This is a genomic window from Paraburkholderia sp. (genome assembly GCF_050742655.1).
In the GTDB taxonomy this organism is placed as follows: domain Bacteria; phylum Pseudomonadota; class Gammaproteobacteria; order Burkholderiales; family Burkholderiaceae; genus Paraburkholderia.
Map to the genome: position 1 here is coordinate 21,923 of NZ_JBOIGG010000005.1, position 20,989 is coordinate 42,911.

At 65.4% G+C, this 20,989-nt stretch carries 23 protein-coding genes; 12 read left to right on the forward strand and 11 right to left on the reverse strand.

The features are described from left to right. Nucleotides 1-21 precede the first annotated feature (21 nt). From ACREXZ_RS08985 to ACREXZ_RS09015, 7 genes are all read right to left on the reverse strand, one after another. Nucleotides 22-801 (reverse strand): hypothetical protein, encoded by a 780-nt coding sequence (locus tag ACREXZ_RS08985; RefSeq protein WP_431763708.1) that lies wholly within the window; start codon nt 799-801, stop codon nt 22-24. Nucleotide 802: 1 nt separating this feature from the next. Further along, nucleotides 803-1,378 (reverse strand): TMEM175 family protein, encoded by a 576-nt coding sequence (locus ACREXZ_RS08990; protein ID WP_431763709.1) that lies wholly within the window; start codon nt 1,376-1,378, stop codon nt 803-805. A gap of 141 nt (nt 1,379-1,519) precedes the next feature. Then, nucleotides 1,520-2,920: an FAD-containing oxidoreductase gene (locus ACREXZ_RS08995; RefSeq protein WP_431763710.1), complete on the reverse strand. Its 1,401-nt coding sequence runs from the start codon at nt 2,918-2,920 to the stop codon at nt 1,520-1,522. A 128-nt stretch (nt 2,921-3,048) separates the two neighbouring features. Continuing rightward, the gene (locus ACREXZ_RS09000) at nt 3,049-3,246 is read right to left on the reverse strand and encodes a hypothetical protein (RefSeq protein ID WP_133648306.1); all 198 of its coding nucleotides are present in this window, start codon (nt 3,244-3,246) and stop codon (nt 3,049-3,051) included. A gap of 185 nt (nt 3,247-3,431) precedes the next feature. Next, complete coding sequence (locus ACREXZ_RS09005; protein WP_431763711.1) at nt 3,432-4,046, reverse strand: glutathione S-transferase family protein; 615 nt, start codon at nt 4,044-4,046, stop codon at nt 3,432-3,434. Nucleotides 4,047-4,356: 310 nt separating this feature from the next. Beyond that, entirely contained in the window at nt 4,357-4,746 is a 390-nt protein-coding gene (locus tag ACREXZ_RS09010) for a cupin domain-containing protein (RefSeq protein ID WP_431763956.1), read from the reverse strand. 8 nt (nt 4,747-4,754) lie between these two features. Further along, on the reverse strand, nt 4,755-5,387 hold the full coding sequence (locus ACREXZ_RS09015) for a LysE family translocator (protein ID WP_431763712.1): 633 nt from the start codon (nt 5,385-5,387) through the stop codon (nt 4,755-4,757). Between the two features lie 105 nt (nt 5,388-5,492). On the opposite strand from ACREXZ_RS09015, the gene ACREXZ_RS09020 reads away from it, so the two are divergent. Beyond that, nucleotides 5,493-6,368, forward strand: a complete 876-nt coding sequence (locus ACREXZ_RS09020) for a LysR family transcriptional regulator (protein WP_431763957.1) — start codon at nt 5,493-5,495, stop codon at nt 6,366-6,368. Between the two features lie 36 nt (nt 6,369-6,404). Here the strand turns inward: ACREXZ_RS09020 and ACREXZ_RS09025 are convergent, their stop codons facing one another. Then, nucleotides 6,405-7,286, reverse strand: coding sequence for a response regulator transcription factor (locus ACREXZ_RS09025; RefSeq protein WP_431763713.1), 882 nt, complete (start codon nt 7,284-7,286; stop codon nt 6,405-6,407). A gap of 92 nt (nt 7,287-7,378) precedes the next feature. Here ACREXZ_RS09025 and ACREXZ_RS09030 point away from each other — a divergent pair, with 92 nt between their 5' ends. From ACREXZ_RS09030 to ACREXZ_RS09040, 3 genes are all read left to right on the forward strand, one after another. Next, nucleotides 7,379-8,221, forward strand: coding sequence for a carbon-nitrogen hydrolase family protein (locus ACREXZ_RS09030; RefSeq protein ID WP_431763714.1), 843 nt, complete (start codon nt 7,379-7,381; stop codon nt 8,219-8,221). Nucleotides 8,222-8,386: 165 nt separating this feature from the next. After that, nucleotides 8,387-9,721 (forward strand): APC family permease, encoded by a 1,335-nt coding sequence (locus tag ACREXZ_RS09035; RefSeq protein WP_431763715.1) that lies wholly within the window; start codon nt 8,387-8,389, stop codon nt 9,719-9,721. A gap of 109 nt (nt 9,722-9,830) precedes the next feature. Further along, nucleotides 9,831-10,202 (forward strand): hypothetical protein, encoded by a 372-nt coding sequence (locus ACREXZ_RS09040; RefSeq protein ID WP_431763716.1) that lies wholly within the window; start codon nt 9,831-9,833, stop codon nt 10,200-10,202. Nucleotides 10,203-10,221: 19 nt separating this feature from the next. Here the strand turns inward: ACREXZ_RS09040 and ACREXZ_RS09045 are convergent, their stop codons facing one another. Then, complete coding sequence (locus tag ACREXZ_RS09045; protein WP_431763717.1) at nt 10,222-10,869, reverse strand: TetR/AcrR family transcriptional regulator; 648 nt, start codon at nt 10,867-10,869, stop codon at nt 10,222-10,224. A 77-nt stretch (nt 10,870-10,946) separates the two neighbouring features. Here ACREXZ_RS09045 and ACREXZ_RS09050 point away from each other — a divergent pair, with 77 nt between their 5' ends. Both ACREXZ_RS09050 and ACREXZ_RS09055 read left to right on the forward strand, forming a co-directional pair. Beyond that, a complete protein-coding gene (locus tag ACREXZ_RS09050; protein ID WP_431763718.1) occupies nt 10,947-11,528 on the forward strand; it encodes a hydrolase in 582 nt (193 codons plus the stop codon). A 531-nt stretch (nt 11,529-12,059) separates the two neighbouring features. Beyond that, nucleotides 12,060-12,488 carry a hypothetical protein gene (locus tag ACREXZ_RS09055; RefSeq protein ID WP_431763719.1) on the forward strand — a complete coding sequence of 143 codons (429 nt, stop codon included), beginning with the start codon at nt 12,060-12,062 and terminating at the stop codon, nt 12,486-12,488. 72 nt (nt 12,489-12,560) lie between these two features. Here ACREXZ_RS09055 and ACREXZ_RS09060 read toward each other — a convergent pair whose 3' ends face one another. Continuing rightward, a complete protein-coding gene (locus ACREXZ_RS09060) occupies nt 12,561-13,814 on the reverse strand; it encodes an NADH:flavin oxidoreductase/NADH oxidase family protein (RefSeq protein ID WP_431763720.1) in 1,254 nt (417 codons plus the stop codon). A gap of 69 nt (nt 13,815-13,883) precedes the next feature. On the opposite strand from ACREXZ_RS09060, the gene ACREXZ_RS09065 reads away from it, so the two are divergent. Beyond that, nucleotides 13,884-14,360, forward strand: a complete 477-nt coding sequence (locus tag ACREXZ_RS09065) for a MerR family transcriptional regulator (protein WP_431763721.1) — start codon at nt 13,884-13,886, stop codon at nt 14,358-14,360. A gap of 14 nt (nt 14,361-14,374) precedes the next feature. On the opposite strand, the gene ACREXZ_RS09070 is transcribed toward ACREXZ_RS09065, so the two are convergent. Beyond that, nucleotides 14,375-15,268, reverse strand: coding sequence for a LysR family transcriptional regulator (locus ACREXZ_RS09070; RefSeq protein WP_431763722.1), 894 nt, complete (start codon nt 15,266-15,268; stop codon nt 14,375-14,377). 97 nt (nt 15,269-15,365) lie between these two features. On the opposite strand from ACREXZ_RS09070, the gene ACREXZ_RS09075 reads away from it, so the two are divergent. The 5 genes from ACREXZ_RS09075 (at nt 15,366) to ACREXZ_RS09095 (ending at nt 20,847) form a co-directional block, all read left to right on the forward strand. Continuing rightward, a complete protein-coding gene (locus ACREXZ_RS09075; protein ID WP_431763723.1) occupies nt 15,366-16,148 on the forward strand; it encodes an HpcH/HpaI aldolase family protein in 783 nt (260 codons plus the stop codon). A 41-nt stretch (nt 16,149-16,189) separates the two neighbouring features. Beyond that, nucleotides 16,190-17,068, forward strand: coding sequence for an amidohydrolase family protein (locus ACREXZ_RS09080; RefSeq protein WP_431763724.1), 879 nt, complete (start codon nt 16,190-16,192; stop codon nt 17,066-17,068). 30 nt (nt 17,069-17,098) lie between these two features. Further along, the gene (locus tag ACREXZ_RS09085) at nt 17,099-18,274 is read left to right on the forward strand and encodes a DUF5624 domain-containing protein (protein ID WP_431763725.1); all 1,176 of its coding nucleotides are present in this window, start codon (nt 17,099-17,101) and stop codon (nt 18,272-18,274) included. Nucleotides 18,275-18,377: 103 nt separating this feature from the next. Then, on the forward strand, nt 18,378-19,733 hold the full coding sequence (locus tag ACREXZ_RS09090) for an MFS transporter (protein WP_431763726.1): 1,356 nt from the start codon (nt 18,378-18,380) through the stop codon (nt 19,731-19,733). Next, nucleotides 19,720-20,847 (forward strand): hypothetical protein, encoded by a 1,128-nt coding sequence (locus ACREXZ_RS09095; protein ID WP_431763727.1) that lies wholly within the window; start codon nt 19,720-19,722, stop codon nt 20,845-20,847. Before ACREXZ_RS09090 ends, ACREXZ_RS09095 begins: the two co-directional genes overlap by 14 nt. Nucleotides 20,848-20,989: the final 142 nt, after the last annotated feature.

Here is a 20,989-nt window from a genome sequence, read left to right on the forward strand (position 1 = left end):
CCGCGCGGAATCGACTCGCAGTCACGCCACGGCGGCAAGACGCTGCCGTCTTCCAACGAAACGCTTCGTCGCACCCTGCACCGCCACCGACGCAACCGCCGCGCAAGCGAACGCAGACAACACGCCGGTATGCGGCAACATCGTCGCGGTCACCGCAAAGAACGCGGCAAACGAGCCCCGTCCGATCACCATGCCGCGCATCAGCAACGCGACGAAGCCGGCTCCATGCGCGCGCTGCGCAGACACCGCGAGCACGATCGCGAGCAGCGGAAACACCGACAGCAGCCCGCTCCACGCCGCTCCCATCGATGCGGACAGCGCCGTCACCGCGAGCGTCAGCAGCGCGCCCGCGAGCATCCGCATGCTGAGGTCGGCTGCACTGATGCGTGCGGCCGGCACGACGCCCGTCGAACGCGGCAGCCACGTCTGCGAAACCGCCACGGCTGCGCAGGCGGCGGCGAGCACCCACGGCAGTTGCGCGGGCAGGTGCGCCAGCAGCAACACGGCACTGCCCCACGCGACGAGCCCCGCGCCCACGGCAAGCGGCCACGCGAAGCGACGGCAGGTCCACGCATACGCGAAGTTGAAGGCCTCGGACGCGGCGATCGCCGCAATCGAAGCAAGCGACGCCTGCGCCGCGAAGCCGGTCCCGCGTTCGAGCGCGAGCAGCAGCACGATCGGCCCCGCGACCACCGGCAGCCCCGCGAGCCAGCCCGCGACCGCCGGCCCCCACACGCGGCCGGCGACCGTCAGCGCGGCGAGAAAGCCGGGCACCAGTGCAAGCTTGAGTGCGAGCAGCATGTCAGTCCTGCACCACGCGCTCGATGCGCCGGTCCGGAATCAACCACAGCACCGCGGCGAAGGTATAGAGCAGCACCGAGATCCACGGCGCGACGAACGCAAGCACCACGCCCGCCAGATAGATCACGACCGACACCTTGCCCTTGAAGTCGCGCCCCATCGCCTTCGCGAGCGTCGAATCGCGACCATGGTTGCGCATCAGCACGTGAATCAGGACGAAGTACGCGAAGGCCGCCATGCACAGCACGAAACCGTACATCGCAGTCGGCCACGGTGCGAGATGGCTCTCGCCGATCCAGTGCGTGACGAGCGGGAACAGCGACAGCCAGAACAGCAGATGCAGATTCGCCCATAGCACCGCGCCGTTGACCTTCTGCACCGCATGGAACGTGTGATGGTGATTGTTCCAGTAGATACCGACGTAAATGAAGCTCAGCACGTAAGCGAGGAAAACCGGAATCAGCGGACGCAGCGCATCGAGGCCGATGCCTTCGGGCACCTTCAGTTCGAGCACCATGATCGTGATGATGATGGCGATCACGCCATCGCTGAAGGCTTCGAGTCGTCCTTTGCCCATCTGCCGGGTTCCCTGTCGGTGCGCGCATCGTGCGCGGGTCACGGCGATTATCGGCGATGCGCGGGCAGGTTGTCGATGCCACCTCCCGGTGTTGCATCGCCTTGCGCCATCTCGTTAATCTTGTGAATCTTGTGAATCTTGTTATTCGAGCGGCTTCAGCCCGTCGAGCAGCGTGGGCACCAGCTCGCTGATCGTCGGATGGATGTGCATCGCGTATTGCAGCGTCGTGTACGGCGCGTCGGTGGTCATGATGTCGATGAACGTGTGAATCGCTTCGTCGCCCTCGATGCCGAAGATCGCCGCGCCGAGGATGCGCTTCGTCTGCGGGTCGACCAGCGCCTTCATGAAGCCGTCGGTTTCGCCGCGCTCGCGGGCGCGACCCACGCGCGACATCGGCATCGTCGCGATCAACGCGGGGCGGCCACTCGCGCGCACCTCGCTTTCCGACAGACCGACGCGAGCAAGCGGCGGATCGACGTAGACCGCGTACGCCATGATGCGGTCATCGACGCTGCGCGCTCTACCGTCGAGCAGATTCGCGGCGACGATCTGGAAATCGTCGTAGGACGTATGCGTGAATGCACCGCGACCATTGACGTCGCCGATCGCCCAGATGCCGGGCACGCGCGTGCGCAACTGGCCGTCGACGGCGATCATGCCGTGCCGGTCGGTCGCGAGGCCGGCGGCATCGAGGCCGAGATCGTCGGTGTTCGGACGGCGGCCGGTCGCGAACAGCAGATGGCTCGCATCGACCGGCTCGCCGCCCCCCGCTGCAAAGCTCACGCGCACGCCGCTGCCGCCCGCCTCGAGCGGTTCGACACGCGCCAGATCGATGCCGAAGCGGAACACGATGCCTTCGCGCTCGAGCACGCCCTGCACACCACGCGCGAAGTCGTCGTCCTCGCGCGCAAGCAGGCGGTCGCCGCGCACGAGTACCGTCACGCGGCTGCCGAAGCGGCGGAACACCTGTGCGAATTCGAGCGCGATATAACTGCCGCCGACGATCGCAAGATGATCGGGCAATTCGGTCAGTTCAAGCAGTGTGGAGTTCGTGTGATAACGAATACGCTCGATCCCTTCGACCGGCGGAACGACCGCGCGCGTACCCGTGTTGATGAAGATCTCGTCGGCTTCGAGGTCTTCGGTCGTGCCGTCCGCGCTTTCGACGCGCAGTGTGTGCGGACCGGTGAAGCGCGCATGTCCGGCGAACACCGTCACGTTGCTGGCTTCGCGCAGCCATGTTTCGACGCCATCGCGTGACTGTCCGACAACGCCGTCCTTGCGCGCCTTGACCCGCGCGAGATCGACGTGAACCGGACCGCTTACCTGCACGCCCAGTTCGGCTGCATGACGCGCGACGTGTGCGGCGCGAGCACTCGCGACATAGCTCTTGGTCGGCGTGCAGCCGACGTTCACGCACGTGCCGCCGAACGCCGCGCGCTCGACGACCGCCGTCTTTCTGCCACTTTCACCGAGGCGCACGGCGAGCGGAGGACCGCCTTGCCCAGTGCCGATAACCACTGCATCGAAATGCCGAGGCATAACCGAACTCCCGAAGCTGTTTGCTCCGCGTCATCTTACGCCTCGATGGGGATCGTTCCTTCGCGTTCGCCGTTCGTGATCCGTGAAAAAATTCCGCTCAATGCAAGCCTGGGCAACCTTAGGCAACCTTACGCGGCGCAATCGCCACAGTCACCGTGGTGGAACAAGCGGCGCGAGCGCTGCAGCGCCGCCTGCGCGCCACGTGTCGCGACCATGAAGCCAACCTGCCCCAGATTGAAGTCCTGCGAGACCATCAATTGCATGAGCGAGACCATCGGCAATACGAGTGCCGGATGATACAGCTGTCGTTCGATCAGATCCTTCATGGCCGCTCCCATCGCGCGGAGCCGCTTCGGCGCTGCGCTGCAATTGACGTTTCGATGGACCCATTGTAGGGATGCGGCGCCCGCGGATAAATGGGCCGAATGCGAAGTCACTTGTCGTGCGATGCGAACAATCGCCGGCGGCACGTGTAGAACGTCTGACAGGCCCGCCGGAGCGGGCCCGGAGGCTAGTCGAGCGGCGTCGCGATGAACTCCGGCAGCGTCTCGGCGCGTTCCGAAAAAGCCGCCAGCGCCGGGTAGCGCGCTGCGTCTACGGCTTCCGGCAGCATGAACTGCGTGAAGCGCCACGCCACCGCGACCGTGATGTCCGGCTGCATCAGACGTTCGCCGCACAACCAGCCTTCGCGGTTCGCGATCAGCGCCTCGAGCTGCGCGAACGCCGCGTGCATCTGCGCGTGCACGCGATCCACCCACGGTTCGTGCTGCCGCTCGGCGGGCCGCAAGTGGCGTTCGTACACCTGCTGGATGGCCTTTTCCATGGCCGCGAGCGCGAAGCCGACGAGCTGCAGCGCGTGCAGCCGCGCGGCCGGGTCTTGGGGCATCAGCCGCTGCGCCGGTGCGACCTTGTGGTCCAGATGATCGAGGATCAGCGACGATTCGATCAGCACGGTCCCGTCGTCCTCGACGAACGTCGGCGCCTTCACGACCGGATTGATCTTCGCGAATTCGTCGTAATGGCGAAACACCGACAGGTTGCGATGCTCGAACGGCAGGCCGAGCACGGCCATAGAAATTGCGACGCGACGCACGTACGGGGAGTCCAGCATGCCGATCAACTGCATCTTCGTGCTCCAGGTAAGGAAGACGATCGCCGGGGAACGCCGGCTCGCGCCGCGATGATGCGACTTTGCGAGTGTCGCATTCCCGCGCGTCGCGCTCAAGAAGCGGCGTATCGCTCCGCGGCGTGCGCGTCCCATTCCTCTTACCCGGCCTTACCGTTCCGGTCCGCATGATCGCCTCCTGTCCATCGGACGAAGCGCAATCTGCGCGCTTTCGTTACACGACGAACGGCGTCCAGCCGACTCGACACGGCACAGCGAAATTTTTTGCGCGACCGGCGCGCCGAAGCACCGCGTCGCGCCGGACCGCCTCCTACCCCAGCTGATCCTCGATCGACCGCGTGAGCGGCGTGTCGACGTCACCGGTATGGCGGGTCGTCACCGCTTCGATCAGCACGACCCAGCACTCCTCAGACGCGACCGGATTGTGCAGTACCCCCTTCGGCACGACATGCACCATCCCTTCGGTTAGCTCGACCGCGCGGCCGCCCTCGTATTCCATCCGCAGATGGCCGCGCAGGATATAGAACAGTTCGTCCTCGTCGCGATGGCTGTGCCATGCCAGCTCGCCCTTCACCTTCGCGATCTTCATGTACTGATCGTTGACCTGCGCGACGACTTTCGGCGACCAGTAGTCGGTCACCGCATCGAACGCGGATGCCAGATCGAACGCCTCTGCAAACCCTGTCCTGCTCATGCTCATGGTCATGCTTACCTCCACATCGGAATGATCGATACCGCGAGCAATACGCCCAGTATCGCGTTGACCATACGCCATTGACGCGGCGTCCGCAGCAGCCGCGCGAGCAGCACGCCGGCCGCGCACCACAGCGACATCGACACCAGCGCGCCGCCGCCGAATGCGCCGGCGAGCAGCAACGCCAGGTGCAGCGGCCCGTTCGCGAGCATCGCGAACGAAGCGGCCGCGCCGAGCGCCATCGCCCAGCCTTTCGGATTGAGCCACAACAGACACACGGCGCCGACGAGCGTCGTCGGCGCTGCGGACGCCTGCGCACCGCGCTGCAGGTCCGGCGGCCCGCTGCGCGCCACCTGCCACGCGAGCCACAGCAGATAGGCGCTGCCGATCGCCTTCATCGCTGTCTGCAGCGCAGGCGCCGCGAGCAGCACGCTCGCGAGACCGGCCGCGGCGGCGGCGGCGAGCGTCGCGAGACCCAGCGCGATGCCCGCCATCAGCGGAATCGAGCGGCGAAAACCGAACCGCGAGCCGGATGCGGTCGCGAGCGCGGTCGCGCCGCCCGGCGTGATGGTCGCGACGACGACGAACAGGATCAGAGGCGCAAGCGAACCGGCGTCAGTTGCGGACGCAGTGGAAAACAAGGACATGAAGGACACGCGGACGTAGCGAAAGGAGACGTCACTGTAGCCAGCCTGCCATCATTAGAAAATCGAAAGATCTTGATGGAATGCATTAGCTCCTATAATGCGACGATGATCCGCAACCTCGATATCGCCCTCGTCCGGACGTTCGTCGCCGTCGCCGAACGCGGCAGCATGACGGTCGCCGCGAATACGCTGCACCTCACGCAGGGCGCGGTGAGTCAGCAGATCAAGCGGCTCGAGGAATCGTTCGGCTGCAACCTGTTCGAGCGCGTCGGACGGCAGCTCGAACTGACGCAGGTCGGCGAGCGTTTTCTCGGCAAGGCGAAACGTCTGCTAGGGATGAACGATGAGATATGGGCCGACATGGCCGCGCGTCCGCTCGAAGGACAGGTACGGCTCGGCGTGCCGTACGACCTGGTCGGCGCGAGCTTCTCCCCGATCTTCAAGGCTTTCACCGAGGCATGGCCGAACGTCGAGATGTCGATCGTCTGCGGCTCGTCGCCGGAGCTTGCGGAGTGGCTCGCGCGCGGATCGCTCGACGTCGCGGTGATCGAAGAACCCGCGGCGGATTCGGGCGGCGAATGCCTGCGCGTGGAACGGCTCGTGTGGGTCGGCGCGCGCGGCGGCAGCGCGCATCTGAAGCGCCCGCTGCCGATCTCGATGGTCACCGACACCTGCGCGTTCCGCGACACCGTGCTCGACGCACTGCGCGAGCACGACATCGAATGGCGGACGGTGTTCGAAAGCGGCAACATCGAAGCGACGACCGCGACGGTCCGCACCGGCCTCGCGATCACCGCCTGGCTGATCTCGACGGTGCCCGCCGACCTCGACATCCTCGGTGCGGACGCGAAATTACCGGAGCTGCCGCCGTTCGCGATCGGCCTCTATCTGCCGGAGCACGGCGGTAGTCCGATCGCGCGCGAACTTGCGCAGTTCATTCGGGATGGGCTGTTGAGGCAGCATCGGGCGGCTGCGGCCTGATGCGGCGAATTCATCGCGCGCACCTGGACGCGCCGATCAATCGGCCTTGCCCACAGACTCGCGAAACACCGGCACACTACTGTCGCCCTGCGCCGGCTCATAGAACAGCGCGAACAGCTCCGACTGCGAACCGATGCCGAGCTTCGCGTAGATGTGTTTCTTGTGCACACGCACGGTCTCGAATGAAATCGCGAGCTTCTCCGCGATCGCGCGCGACGAGAAGCCGCTCAACGACAGCATCGCCACTTCGATTTCGCGCGCAGTCAGCGTGCCGCGGCCATGCTTGCCGGACAGTGCGCCGACGCGCGTTGGCAAATCCGCCGGCAGATCGACGGGATCAACGGCATCGACACCGGCCCCGACCACCGTCGTGCGCTCCGGCACCGCGCGGAAGTCCTCGTGACGCAGCCGCTGCTGCATCAACGCGAGCACCCACGGCGCGAACAGCGTGAGCAGCGCGATCTCGCGTTCGTGATAACGGCGCGTACAGCCGAGCGAAAAACCCATCGTGTGATCCGCGTCGATCACGACGTTGAAATGCACTTCATCGCCGACGATGTTCTTGCGGAAATAGCGCTGGTAGTACTCGGTCATCCGGAAGTTGTCGGGCGCGACGTCCGCGAGCGTATAGAAGCCCGATGCGTGCGTTTCGAATGCGGCGAGATAAAACGGATCGAGCTGATAGAGTGCCGCGAGATAGTCCTGGAACATCAGGTCGATCTGGCCGTCCGGCATCGCCTGCTCCGCGCAGACGAACGGCGGCGCGTGACGCGCGAAGCGCAGCGCCACCCAGCTGTCGAAACCGATGTGCCGCTCGAGGACACGCGTCAGCCGGGCCCAGAAATGCGGGCTGTCGAGCGCGTCGATGGCCGAGCCGATCTCCCGATGAAACGCGAGATCGCGCCATTCCAGCTCCATCCGTTCTCCGTTGAGGTAACCCACGTGGGTGATTTCCGGTCAAAAATAACACGCCGATAATGCACCGGACGACAACCCGAAGGAGACAGACGATGCAGGTGGAACTCGCGCAACTCGCGCTCGTCGACGGTGGCCTCGAACGCAATACGCGTAAGGTCGTTGAAATTATCGGCCACGCGGACACGGCTGGCGGCACGCAGCTCGTCGTGTTTCCGGAAGCAACGCTGTCGGGCTTTCCGACGCGCGAGAACGTCGCCGAAGTCGCGCAGACGCTCGATGGCCCCGCGCTCGCCGCCGTGCGCGACGCCGCGCGGCAAGCGGGCGTCGCGGCAGCCGTCGGTTTCGCGGAACGCGACGGCGAACGCTACTACAACACGACCGTGCTGATCGATCGCACCGGCGCGATCGCGCTGAAGTATCGCAAGGTACATCTGTGGGCGTCGGATGTCGGCGTGTTCACGCCGGGCGAGCGCTACGACACGTGCCTGTGGAACGGCTTCACGGTCGGCCTGCAGATCTGCTACGACATCGAGTTTCCCGAAGGCGCACGCGCGCTCGCATCGCTCGATGCGGACCTGCTCGTCGTCACCAACGGCAACATGGACCCGTTCGGCCCTGTGCACCGCCGCGCGATCGCCGCGCGCGCGATGGAGAACCAGATGTTCGCCGCGATGGTGAACCGCTGCGGCTCCGGCGACGACGGCCTGACGTTCCCTGGCGAGTCCGCGCTCGTCGAGCCGTCGGGCGAAATGGCCGCGGTCGCCGGCGCCGACGAAGCAGTACTGCGCGTGAAGGTCGATCGCGCGCTGCTCGAAGCGAGCCGCGAACACTACCGCTATCTGCACGACGCACGCGTGCCGCTTGCGCTCAAGCGCATCGAACACGACGACGGTTCGCACTCGCTCGCGATCGAACCGCGCCGCCGCCGCGACTGATCCGCGCTTCACCCTTCACGCTTGCCTCACCGCCGTTCCGTTCGCGTAATTTCATCGGCCGCGCCCGTTCGGGCGGTTTGTTCCGATCGCCGCCGTACCGCGCCCATTCCGGGCTCACGCTCCGGAGAGAGCGTTTCATGCCTGCCCGCAGGCTCAGGAGACATCATGCAAGACAGGGAAGATCAACCGCATCTGAAGCGCACGCTGGGCCTGCCGTCCGTGCTGCTGTTCGGCCTCGCCTACATGGCCCCGCTGATCGTGTACGGCACCTATGGCGTCCTCGCGAAAGCGAGCGACGATACCGCCGCCCTCGCCTACCTGCTCGCGCTGATCGCGATCGCGTTCACCGCATTGAGTTACGGCAAGCTCGCGCGGCTCTATCCGGTGGCGGGCTCCGCCTACACGTACACGCGCAAGACGTTCAACGCGCACCTCGGTTTCATGATCGGCTGGGCGACGCTGCTCGACTACTTCTTCCTGCCGATGGTGATCTGGCTGATCGGCGCCGCGTATCTGAACGCCGCGTTTCCACACGTGCCCGTGTGGATCTGGATCGTCGCGTTTATCGTGCTGACGAGCGCGCTGAATATCGTCGGCATCGAACTCGCCGCGCGCTTCAACATCGTGCTGATGGTCGTGCAGCTCGCGATCGTCGCGCTGTTCGTCGGCCTGTGCTGGCACTATGCAACCGCGGCGGCCGGTCCCGGCGGTATCGCCATGGCCGAGCCGTTCTTCAAGGCACATGTGCCGCTTTCATCGACGATGGCGGGCGCGGCGATCGCCGCGTATTCGTACCTCGGCTTCGACGCCGTGTCGACGCTCACCGAGGAAACCATCGATCCGAAGAAGAACATGCCGCGCGCGATCCTGTTGATCGCATTGATCGGCGGCGCGATCTTCGTCGTCGCGTCGTACACGATGCAGCTCGCGCATCCGGGCGTCGAGTTCAAGGACACCGATTCGGCCGCGTTCGAAGTCGCGAAAATGATCGGCGGCGACCTGTTCGTCAGCGTGTTCCTTGCGGGGCTGATCCTCGCGCAGTTTGCGTCGGGCATCTCCGCGCAGGCGAGCGTCGGACGGCTGCTCTACGCGATGGGCCGCGACGAGATCCTGCCGAAGCGCGTGTTCGGTTTCATCCATCCGCGCTTCAAGACCCCGGCGATCAACATCGCGATCGCGGGCATCGTCGGGCTGATCGCGCTGAAGCTCGATGTCGCGACGTCGACGTCGTTCATCAACTTCGGCGCGTTCCTCGCGTTCACTGCGGTGAACCTGTGCGTGGTGCGCATCTACCTGTCGGGCGAGCATGGGGACAAGCGCATCGGTTTTCTCGGCGGGCTGGTGTTCCCGCTCATCGGCGCGATCGCGGACATCTGGCTGCTCGTGAGTCTCGAGAAGACCGCGCTCGTGCTCGGTGCGATCTGGTTCGTGCTTGGGCTCCTGTATCTGTGCTGGATCACGCGACTGTTCCGGCAGCAGCCGCCGGAGGTGGCAATTTGATGTGAGCGATGGGGTGGCGGTAGGCATACTCCAATGCCGTCGGGTAACATGAAATCCCGAACCGCCGGGTCGATTGAATTCGCATCCGGCCTACCGCCAGGAAACCCCGTTGAACCTGTCTGATAAGGCTCGGGTTGAAAATGACCCGCAGCGAGCGATTCCCGGCAGACCTCAAACCTTCCTGTCCCAGGTTCCAGATGCCCAATTTAGCGCGGGAGGAACGATGAAGCACGCAGGCTCAACCGCCCTCGATCAACTCGAGCGCACCTTGCACGATTTGCGTGAACTGCCGGGTCTGAAGGAAAAATCGCGCGGCGTGTTTTATCAGGCAGGCAAAGCATTCCTGCACTTTCATGAAGACCCGACGGGACTGTACGCCGACCTGCGTCGCGGAGATCTTTTCGAGCGATTCCCGGTGAATGCCGTGACCGAGCGAGCCGAATTCGTGGAGCGGGTTCGCCTGGCGCTAGGTCACCGCTAGAAGGTTTTGTCCGCGTGCACTATCCAGCCAGGCTGATCGTGTCTCGCAGATAGTGCTGCATCAACCCTTCCAGTTCGTCGACCGCGGCCTTGCGACCGGCTATTGCCGCATCGCCATGAATCGCGACGGCTGCCTTCATCAGCTGCTGGACCACCGCGGCACGCACAGCAATCTCGGCGGGTGCCACATGCGGCGCCATGGCGGCCAGCACGGATGCGATCCCCCCATGCAGATCTTCCCGGATGCTGCTCGTGCCCGGCAGCGCGGTGCCGTACGTCTCGGCCAGCACCGCGAACGCGGGATGGCTCGTGCGGAACTTCAGAAACGTTCTCGTTAACCGGCTCGCGAGCACCGATATGTCCAGCGTCGGAGCGGCCTCGCGCAGCTTGCGGAACGTCTCGGCGAGCATGTTCACATAGCGCTCGAGCAACGCGCCCGCAATCTGTTCCTTGGTGGGGAAAAACTGATACAGCGAACCGATCGACGATCCCGCGCGCGCGGCGATCGCCGTCATCGTCGTGCCGTCATATCCCTTCTCGGCGAATTCACAACCTGCCGCCTCCAGAAGCACTGCGACCCGCGCGTGTCCACGCGCCCGCTGAGGAGATTTCGCCTGGACGCTTCCGGCACTCAATGTTCCGGTTGACTTTTGTGAGGGCATTCTCATATATTAAAAAGTGAGGATAACCTCACAATACACGCGACGATACTCTTTTAACCCGGCAAATTCAACGGAAGGCAACCATGCTGAAAAAACTCGACCCCCGAACCACCGCACTCGTTCTGATCGATCTCCAGCAGGGCATTCTTGGATTCGGAAAAGCGCCCCGCTCCGGCGAATCCGCGCTGGCGACCTCGGCGAGGCTCGCGAAGCGCTTCCGTGAGATCGGCGCGCCCGTCGTGCTGGTACGCGTAGGCTGGAACCACGATTTCGCCGACGCACTGAAGCAACCGGTCGATCAACCCGCTCCGCTTCCCGCCGGCGGACTGCCTGCGACGTGGTGGGACTTTCCCGACGCGCTCGAAGCAAACGAAAGCGATCTCAAGATCACAAAGCGGCAGTGGAACGCATTCCATGGCACCGAGCTCGATCTGCAATTGCGTCGCCGTGGCATCCAGACGATTGTGCTCGCCGGCATCTCGACGAACATCGGCGTCGAATCGACTGCGCGTGCCGGCTATGAACTCGGCTATACCCTCGTGCTCGTCGAGGATGCGATGAGCTGCGGCGCGTTGGAGCATCACCATGCATCGGTTAACTACGTCTTTCCGAGGCTGGGTCTGGTGCGGCAATCCGACGATGTGATCGAGGCACTTGCGCACTGATACGGGTCGAGGGAAAAGCCATGCGTGGTACACCGTGCGATCCCGTCGCCATCGCTTCGCCGGCGCGAAGCCGAGGGTATCGATTCATCGCATCGGTCGTGTCCGTTGCGTCGGTCGCGTCGCGCATCGCGGCCGCGATCGATGGCACGGCACTTGTGCGTACGCTCATGGCTCTTTTCCCGTTGGGCGTGCTCGTGGTCGTTTCAGGTTCATGCTGGCTGACATCGAACTAGCCTCGAAGAAAAACCAGAAAGGCTAGCTCCCGGTCCCGTGACGAACGGCACAACGCCGGGCATGACGAGCGGTCCATTTCGCGCGTGAGATCGGGCGGCTACTGTTCAGTCATCCGCGCGCCTCGATCGATTCAAGCTTGAGGCTCTTCAACGGATACCCGCATCTTTGGGCTGATACCGCGCGAAAACAAAGCAATCGATGCCCGAAGTCACGTCGGCCGACGCCTATCGACGCAAAGATTCATCTCCCCGGTTTCAAGCCTGATCTCCACAATGAAAGACCTCCAGGAGCAACGCCATGGCGACACTCGTCAACCTCACCCAAGCGACACCCACTGCCGTACAGATCTGGGGATTTCACGATCCCTGTAACGTCAAGGACGTTGCCGCGGCACTGAACACCATTGCGGCCGGCTTGAGCGGCGACGGCCACACGATTCACATCATGTCCGGGACCCACGGATACTGCAGCGGCCAGGTCGGCGCGGTAGCAACACGCGAACAGAAGTTCGCGCAGGAAGATCGCAGCCTGGCTACGCCGAAGACGAAGGACAACAAGGCAGTGGCACTCGCCGTGCACGACTTCAACACGGACAAGCTACCCGCACCCGATTACGTAACTGCGGCCATGTCGAAGCTGAACTCCGACATGCGCGCCATCGTGGGCAGCAGCACGGGCACCGCGACTTTTCTGCTCGCGTACTGCTGCAGCGCCGGAACGCGCTAACTGATTGCGGATCGCTGCACGCGCGGCTTCAAGTGATCGAAGCCGCACGTCCGACCGGCGACCCGCGCATAGTCAAAGGCCCGCGTTCCCCCGCGCACCGCTCCAGCGCCGGTAGCGCCGCGTAAGTCTGCGGGTACGCAACTGATCGATCACCAGCGTGAACGCCGCCGAGTACGCCGCGGCCTTTCTGCCGGCCCCTCCCGCACCGAGCGCACGCAGGCGTCGCTTGACGAGCGCCATGCGCGCAAGCGCCGCCATCATCTGATCCTTCCAGCCGACCGGCTGCGCCGCGACCGTGTCGTCGCCGCCCGCGTGCCAGCGTGCCGGCAGATCGGGCGCCAGCGCGAGCGCGGTCGCCATGCCGACCATCGCCACACCGTTGTCGAGCACGGTTTCCGCGACGGCGCGTCGACGGATGCCGCCGGTCGTCATCAGCGGCATCGTCGCGACCGCGGCCAGTTCTTTCGCGAACGACAGAAAGTACGCTTCGCGCGCGAGCGTCCGACCGTCGGCGGCACGTCCCTGCATCGCGGGACTTTCGTAGCTGCCGCCGGACAGCTCGACGAGATCGACCGGCAGTTCGTTCAGCCACAGGATCACCTGCTTCGCGTCGTCTTCGGAAAACCCGCCGCGCTGGAAATCCGCCGAATTCAGTTTGACGCCGACGCCAAAGCCCGGCGACACGCGCGCACGCACCGCACGCACGACGTCGAGCAGCAATCGCGCGCGGTTCTCGAGACTGCCGCCCCATGCGTCGGTGCGTCGGTTGGTTAGCGGCGACAGAAACTGCGAAAGCAGATAGCCATGCGCCGCATGAATCTCGACACCGTCGAATCCCGCGCGCTCCGCCGCGGCCGCGGTGGCCGCGAAGCGTTCGATGATTTCGCCGATCTGCGCGTCGGTCATCGGTTGTGGTTGTGCGAAGCGCTTGCTGTACTTGCCGAGTTCGAGCGCGACCGCCGACGGCGCCCACGCGGCGCCGCCCATATCCGCGCTGACCTGACGCCCCGGATGGTTGATCTGCATCCACACCTTCACGCCGTTGCGATGCGTCTCGCGCGCCCATTCGACGAACGGCCCGAGCGGCGTATCCGCTTCGAGCACGACGCCGCCCGGCCCGGTCAGCGCGCGCCCGTCGACCATCACGTTGCCGGTAATGATCAGACCCGCGCCCCCGTCGGCCCATGCGCGGTACAACCGGTACAGCGCGGGGCCTGGCAATTGCCCGGTATCGGCCATGTTTTCTTCCATCGCGGCCTTGGCGATGCGGTTGGAAAGCGTGGTGCCGTTCGGCAGACGCAGCGGTGCGAAAAGGGATGAGGACATGACGGAACGCCTGACGGAAAGGGTAACGCCGCTATACTAGGATTCAAGTCAACTTGAAGGTCAAGGGCGATGAAAATCGGCGAACTTGCGGCACGCACGGGCCTCGCGCCCTCAGCCATCCGCTACTACGAACAAAGCGGCCTGCTGCCCGAACCGCAGCGCGGCCCGAACGGCTACCGCGTCTACCCTGAAACCGCGGTCGAACGCCTGCATCTGATCCGGACCTCGCAGCAACTTGGTTTTTCGCTCGATACGCTGCGCGGCGCGTTCGCCCGCTGCGAAACGCTGTCGCCCGACGATCTGTTAGGCGGAGTCGACGGACGGCTTGACGAAATCGTCGAATCGATGGCGACGCTGCGCGCGCAGCGCACCGAACTGCGGCGGCTGCGCACCCTGTTGCTCGAAGCGCGTCGGGCCGGCAGCTGCGCAGGTCTCATGAAAGACACGCGCGCGCCCGCATCATCACCCGTCCCCGCACGCAAGCCTCGCGTACCCACCGCCCCTTTGCGCGCCCGCACGGCGCGCAACGGCCTCGCGCCGCGCTAGCCTCACCACACCGTCTACTGCACCGTCGCCGCCAGTTCCGCGAACTGCTGCGCACGCGAGTTCGCATCGCCGCGCCGATGCGCGATGTAGAGGGTTGTCGTCGTATCGTCGTCGCTGAGTTCGCGGAACACCACGCCCGGCACGGCGATCGCCCGCAGCGATGCGGGCACCAGCGCGACGCCGAGCCCCGTCGCCGTCAGTCCGATTAGCGTCGAGGCCTGCTGCGCCTCCTGAACAACCTCGGGCGTGAAGCCGCGCTTCTCGCACAGCGCCAGCATCTGCGTGAACAGCGCGACGCCGGCCTGGCGCGGGTACGCGATGAACGGTTCGCCACGCAGGTCAGCGATACAGACCGCACGCTTCTTCGCAAGCCGGTGACCCGCATGCACCGCGAGCAGCAGCGCCTCTTCGAACAGCGGCGTCAGCACCAGTTCGTGAACCGATGCGGGTGCTTCGGGCGGCAGCCGTAGCAGCCCGACGTCGAGTTCGCGTGTGTCGAGCGACTCGATCTGCTGCAGCGACGACAGCTCGCGCAGCGTGATCTGCACGCCAGGCCGCTGCGTACGATACGCGTGGATCAGCCGCGGAAAGAACGGCGACAGCGACGACGAATTCGTGAACCCCACCCGCAGTCGCCCCACCTGTCCGCTCACTGTCTGCCACACGTTTTCCTTCGCCATCTCGACGCGCGACAGGATGCCGCGCGCGTCGTCGAACAGCGCGTGTCCCGCTTCCGTCAGCGCGACGGTGCGCCGCGTGCGATGAAAAAGCCGCGCGCCCAGCTCGGTTTCGAGCGCCTGGATCGCAAGGCTCAGCGGCGCCTGGGTAATGCCAAGACGCTCCGCGCTGCGACGGAAGTGCAACTCCTCCGCGACGACCGCGAAGTACGCAAGATGTCGGAGATTCATTGATTTACTCTCCAAATCAATAAACTGGTTCCGGAGAATAAATCAAATCGATTTTCGGGGCGATACTGGTTCACACCGATAGAACAACGGAGACACGATGAACGGTATCGAACTGACCGAGCGGCTGCGTGCGGGCGAACCGGTGTACGCACTCGGCATCCGCGCGTCGCGCACCGCGGACGTGGTCCGCTGGGCCAAGGTCGCCGGATATCACACGGTGTGGATCGACATGGAGCACAGCACGCTGCCCGTCGATACCGTCGCGCAGATGTGCGCGTGCGCGCTCGACATCGGCCTGTCGCCGTGGGTCCGGGTGCCGGAACGCGACTACGGCACGATCAATCGCGTGCTCGACGGCGGCGCGCTCGGCATCATCATCCCGCGCGTCGAAACCGCCGAACAGGCGCGCGACGCGGTCACGGCCACGCGCTTCCCGCCGTTCGGCCAGCGCTCGCAGCTCGCGACGCTGCATTCCGTGAACTTCGAAAAACTCCCCGCCCGCGAACTGAACCAGCGGCTGAACGACGCCACCGCCGTACAGGTGCTGATCGAAAGCCGCGCGGGCGTCGACGCCGCCGACGCGATCGCCGCGGTGCCGGGCGTCGACATCGTCGGCGTGGGCTGCAACGACCTCAGCGCGGACCTGGGCCACCCCGGCGAATCGACCCATCCCGACGTGCTCGACGCATGCCGCCGCGTGATCGCGGCCGCACATCGCCACGGCAAGGTCGCGCTCGTCGGCGGGATGCCGGACGGCGATGCGCTATCAGCGTTACGCCGCGACGGCGCGGTGCGCTACATCTTCGCTGGCATCGACACCGACCTGTTTCTCGGCGCGCTGCGTCAGCGCATCGAAGCGAGCCGCGGCGCGGACCGCTAATTTCCTCACTTCTTCTTCAACCGATCCGATCTCTATCCGTCATGGCAGAAACTCCACTGATCTCCACGCCGATGCGCGACCACACGACACTCGCGCGTCCCGCATTCGACCTGCCCGCTCACGCGTGCGACGCGCACATGCACGTGTTCGGGCCGCTCGAGCAATATCCGTGCGTCGCGCATCCGCACTACACGCTGCCCGACGGCAAGCTCGAGTACTACCGGAAGCTGATGGACACGCTGTCGCTCGAACGCTTCGTGATCGTGCAGCCGAGCTTCTACGGCACCGACAACCGCTGCCTGCTCGACGCGCTGCGCGTTGCCGGACCGACCGCGCGCGGCGTCGCGATGATCGACGAAGACACCGACGACGCAACGCTCACGCGCTTTCACGATGCCGGCGTGCGCGCGCTGCGGCTCGACCTGTTCGCGCGCTCGGCCGAACCAACCGACGCGATCCGCGCGTACATCGGCCGGATGGCGAAGCGCTGCGCGGCACTCGGCTGGCATCTGCAGTTCTATGCGCCGGGCTGGGTCGTACGCAACCTGATTCCGTTTCTCGGCGACGTCGAGACCGACTTCGTCATCGATCACATGGGCTACATGCTCGAGGAAGACGGCCTCACACCCGCCGACTTCGATCGTCTGCTGACGCTGCTGAAAAATGCCCGCTGCTGGCTGAAGCTGAGCGCGCCGTACCGGATCGCGAAGCATCGCGGGTACGATGCCGTCGAGCCGATGGCGCGTGCGATCGTCGACGCGGCACCGCACAAGGTGATCTGGGGTTCGGACTGGCCGCACATTCCGGATTCGACGCGCGACACCGGCGAGTTGCTGAACCTGCTGGGCACATGGGCCGCCGATCCGGCCGTGCGCCGCGCGATTCTCGCCGACAATCCGGCCCGGCTGTTCGACTACTGAGCGACTACTGAGCGATAAAGGCACACAGCGATGATCCATGAACCGAATGCGGCGTTCGCCGGACTGTTCCGCGCATTCACGTCGGACCCCGCGAGCATCGGCAACCAGTTGACGCAGCAGATGAAGCGGCTCGACGCCGACGCGCCGCTGCTCGTGTCGACCGGCTCGGACATCGCGCTGTTTCCGGGTGCGGGCCGCGCGCCGCAGATCGAGAGCTTCCGCAAATCGACGCGCGGCTTTATCGAACTGACGGCGGTGTCGCATCTGCCGCTCGCACTTGCGTACCTCGCGCGGATGCGTGAACTCGATCATGCCGATGCACGCGACGCAATAGACAGCAACTGGCGCCACGGCGCCACCCGGCTCGTGGAACACGCGGCACGCGTGCGCGCGGCGAATTCGACCGCGCTGTGGCGCGACGACGTCGCGGTAAAAAGTCTCGCGGGTCAGGAAGCGAAGATCGCCGCGCTCGTCGACTACACGTGCGCGGTATCGATCGACATGCTGGAGCGTGCGCAGCACGAGCCCGACCTGATGTCGTTCGATGCGCTGCGCGACCGCTATTTCGCGCCGCTCGACGTGCTCGCTCACGCGATGCCGGTATCGATGAACGACGTGATGTTCGCGACCTTCGGCCTCGCGTTTCTCGACATCGTCTACCGGATCGGCAGCTGGCTGCGCGCGCAGTCGCTCGACTGGCGCCGCGCGATGGTGCTCGTCAGCGGTCGTGCCGGCCGGCCCACCGCGGGCGCGACGTGGGCGTCGAACAACATGTGCCATCTGATCTGGCGCGCGTCGGACCGCATGCTGCCGCCGGAGCGGCTGTTCGTCGCGCCGCATGCACCGTCGTTCTCGGTGGTGGATTTGCCGGACGCAGCCGGGCTCGCCGCACTCGAACAAACCTATCGCTCGCTGTGGCAGAACACGCGCGCGAGCATCGACGTGGCGCGCGAACTATTCCCCGATCACGAAGGCTATCGCTTCGAGCCAACGGCTGCGGAAAGCATGCCGCCGATCGCGTCGCCGGACGATCGCCACGCGATGAGCGCGCGCCTGCGCCGCATCATGGAAGACCCTGCGCAGCTGCTGTCGAACTGCGTCGCCGACTACATCGTCGATCAGCTGAACGACAACGGTAACCGGCCGGATGAAGTCGTCATTCCGGGCTTCACGAATGTGGATTACCCGGCGCCATCGCCGCACTGAAGCACACGCGTTTTACCGACGACGGAGCGGCACTCCGTCAGTGCCTGCGCGAAGGGCGACGCAGCCGGCCAACAACGAAAGCCCGCCACGGAGACGCATCGCCATGACCTCTTTCGACACAGTTGCACCCGACCCGCGCAGCGTTGCACCCGCCCTGCCGACCGCCGCGGTCGTGCGGATCACGCTGGTCTGCTTCGCCGTGTCGATGATCGACGGTTTCGACACGCTGATGCTGTCGTTCGTCGCACCGCTGCTCGAGAAATCGCTGCACATCGATCACGCCGCGCTCGGCCGCGTGTTCGGCGCGGGCTTCATCGGCACCGTGCTCGGCTCGCTGATCGTCGGCCCGCTCGCGGACCGCTTCGGACGACGGCCGATGCTGCTGCTCGCGCTCTCGGTGACCGGTGTCTTCACGCTTGCGTGCGCGTTCGCCGGTTCGGCCGGGTCGCTCGCTGCGTTGCGCTTCGTCGGCGGCCTTGGACTCGGTGGCGCGATTCCGGCGGTCGCTGCGATCACTGCGGAGAGTAGTACCGCGCAGCGCCGCTCGTCGGCAGTGATCCTGATGTTCATCGGCTTTCCGCTCGGCGCAGTGGTCGGCGGCGCGATCACGGCGGCACTGATGATGCGCTTCGGCTGGCCGTTCGTGTTCCTGATGGGCGGCGGATGCGCGCTCGCCGCGATCGTGCCGGTTCTGCTCGTGATTCCGTCGATGCCGGCTGTGCGTCGCGACGCCGTTGCGGCCACGGCTGGTCCCGACGACGGCACGCCGCGCCGCGGTCTCTTCGGCCGCGCGCTCGGCTCGTTCGTCGGCGACCTGCTCGCCGACGGCCGGCTCGCATCGACGCTCGCGCTGTGGTTCGGCGTGCTCGCGAGCATGATCCTGTCCGGCTTTCTCGTCAGCTTCATGCCGACGATCCTCAACCTGAACGGCGTTGCGCCGGACCGCGCCGCGCTCGGCGCCGTCCTGCTGAACTTCGGCGCGATCGCCGGGGCGCTGCTGATCTCGACGGTGGTCGGCCGCATCGGGCCGTTCGTGCCGGTGGCGATCTCGTTCGGCTGCGGCGCGTTGCTGGTGTTCGGACTCGGTCACGTGATCGGCACGGGCAACGCAGCGTTCGGCATGCTGTTCGTGGTCGGCGCGTGTCTCGTCGGCGGGCAATTGACGATCCCCGCGATCGCGAGCCGGCTCTTTCCGACGCCGGTTCGCGCGGCCGGGATCGGCTGGACGATGGCAATCGGCCGCACCGGCTCGATCATCGGGCCGATGGTCGGCGGCATCCTGCTCGCGCACAAACTCCCGCTCGACAAACTGTTCGCGATCGCCGCGGTGCTCGCGCTGTGCGGCTCGCTTGGCATCGCGCTCGTCGCCCTATGGCGTCCTCGCGACGGCGGCGATCCGCGTCCGCGATCGTCCTCTCTCCCCATCACTCACGCGGAGTCCGGTAATGGAAAATCGTGATCCGGGCGCAGCAGCGACCGTTCTTCTCACACCAGTCCAGACGCTCGCGACGAGCGGCGCACGAGCGGTCGAAATCTTCACGCTCGACGGCCATCTGCACGTCGCGATTCCGCAGCTTGCACTCGACATCCCGGGTCAACCGGCTGCGATGAACGCCGGCGACAGCAACACCGATCTGCTGATCTTCCGTTGGGACGCAGGCCGCTTCGTCGCATCCGACACGCTGCCGGTGCCCGGCGGCGAGGACGCCGAATTCTTCACGCTCGGCACACGACGCTTTCTCGCGACCTGCGGCGTGCGCTCGGGCAGCGGTCCGTATTCGATCGACACCGAAGCGGTGCTGTACGAACACGACGGCGAACGCTGGCAGCCGTTCCAGCGCTTCGACGTGTTCGCGGCGAAACAATGGCACGCGTTCGCGCTCGGCGAGCGGCACTTTCTCGCGCTCGCGCAGGGCGTCACCGTCGAAGGCGTCGTGCCGCGCCATCCGCGCGAATCGTGTCTGTTCGAATGGGACGGCGAACGCTTCGTGCCGTTCCAGACGTTCGACGGCAGGTGGGGCTACAACTGGGCATTCACGAGCGTGGGTACGGGTGCGGGCGAACAGCACTTTCTCGCGTATGCCGACCATGTCGACGGTTCATTGATCTATCTGTGGCACAACGGCCGCTTCGAACCGCTGCAGACGCTCGACCAGGCCGGCGGACGCGCGTTCTGCTTTTTCGAGGACGCCGGCACGCTGTGGATGGTCTTCGCGAATCTGAGCGGCACGACGCGCCTGTACCGCTTCGACGGCACGCGTTTCGAGCCGGTACAGACGCTCGGCGATGCGGGCGGCCGCGAACTGAAACTGATCGACGGCGCGCACGGCCGCTACCTGGTGCGCGTCTGCTTCATCACCGGCACGCCGCACGATCCGCACACGTCGCTCGTCTCGCAGATCTATCGCTGGCAGCGCGACCGCTTCGAACTGGCCGACGAATTCCCGACCACCGGCGGCACCGATGCCGCCGCATTCGTCGCGGACGGCCAACGCTATCTGCTGATCAGCAACAGCCTGAGCGCGGACGTCCGTTTCCGCGCCGACACCGTGCTGTATCGCTTCGACGGCTGAAGCGCCGCTGTGAAGCGTGAAGCGGGCCGCGCCCGCGCATAACACGTAGCGGCTTCAACCGATTTTCCGCTGTATGCCGAATAGCCCCTCATCGAAGGGGCCGGGCACCGCTTTGCCTAAAAAAAATCGCACCTATGGAGAC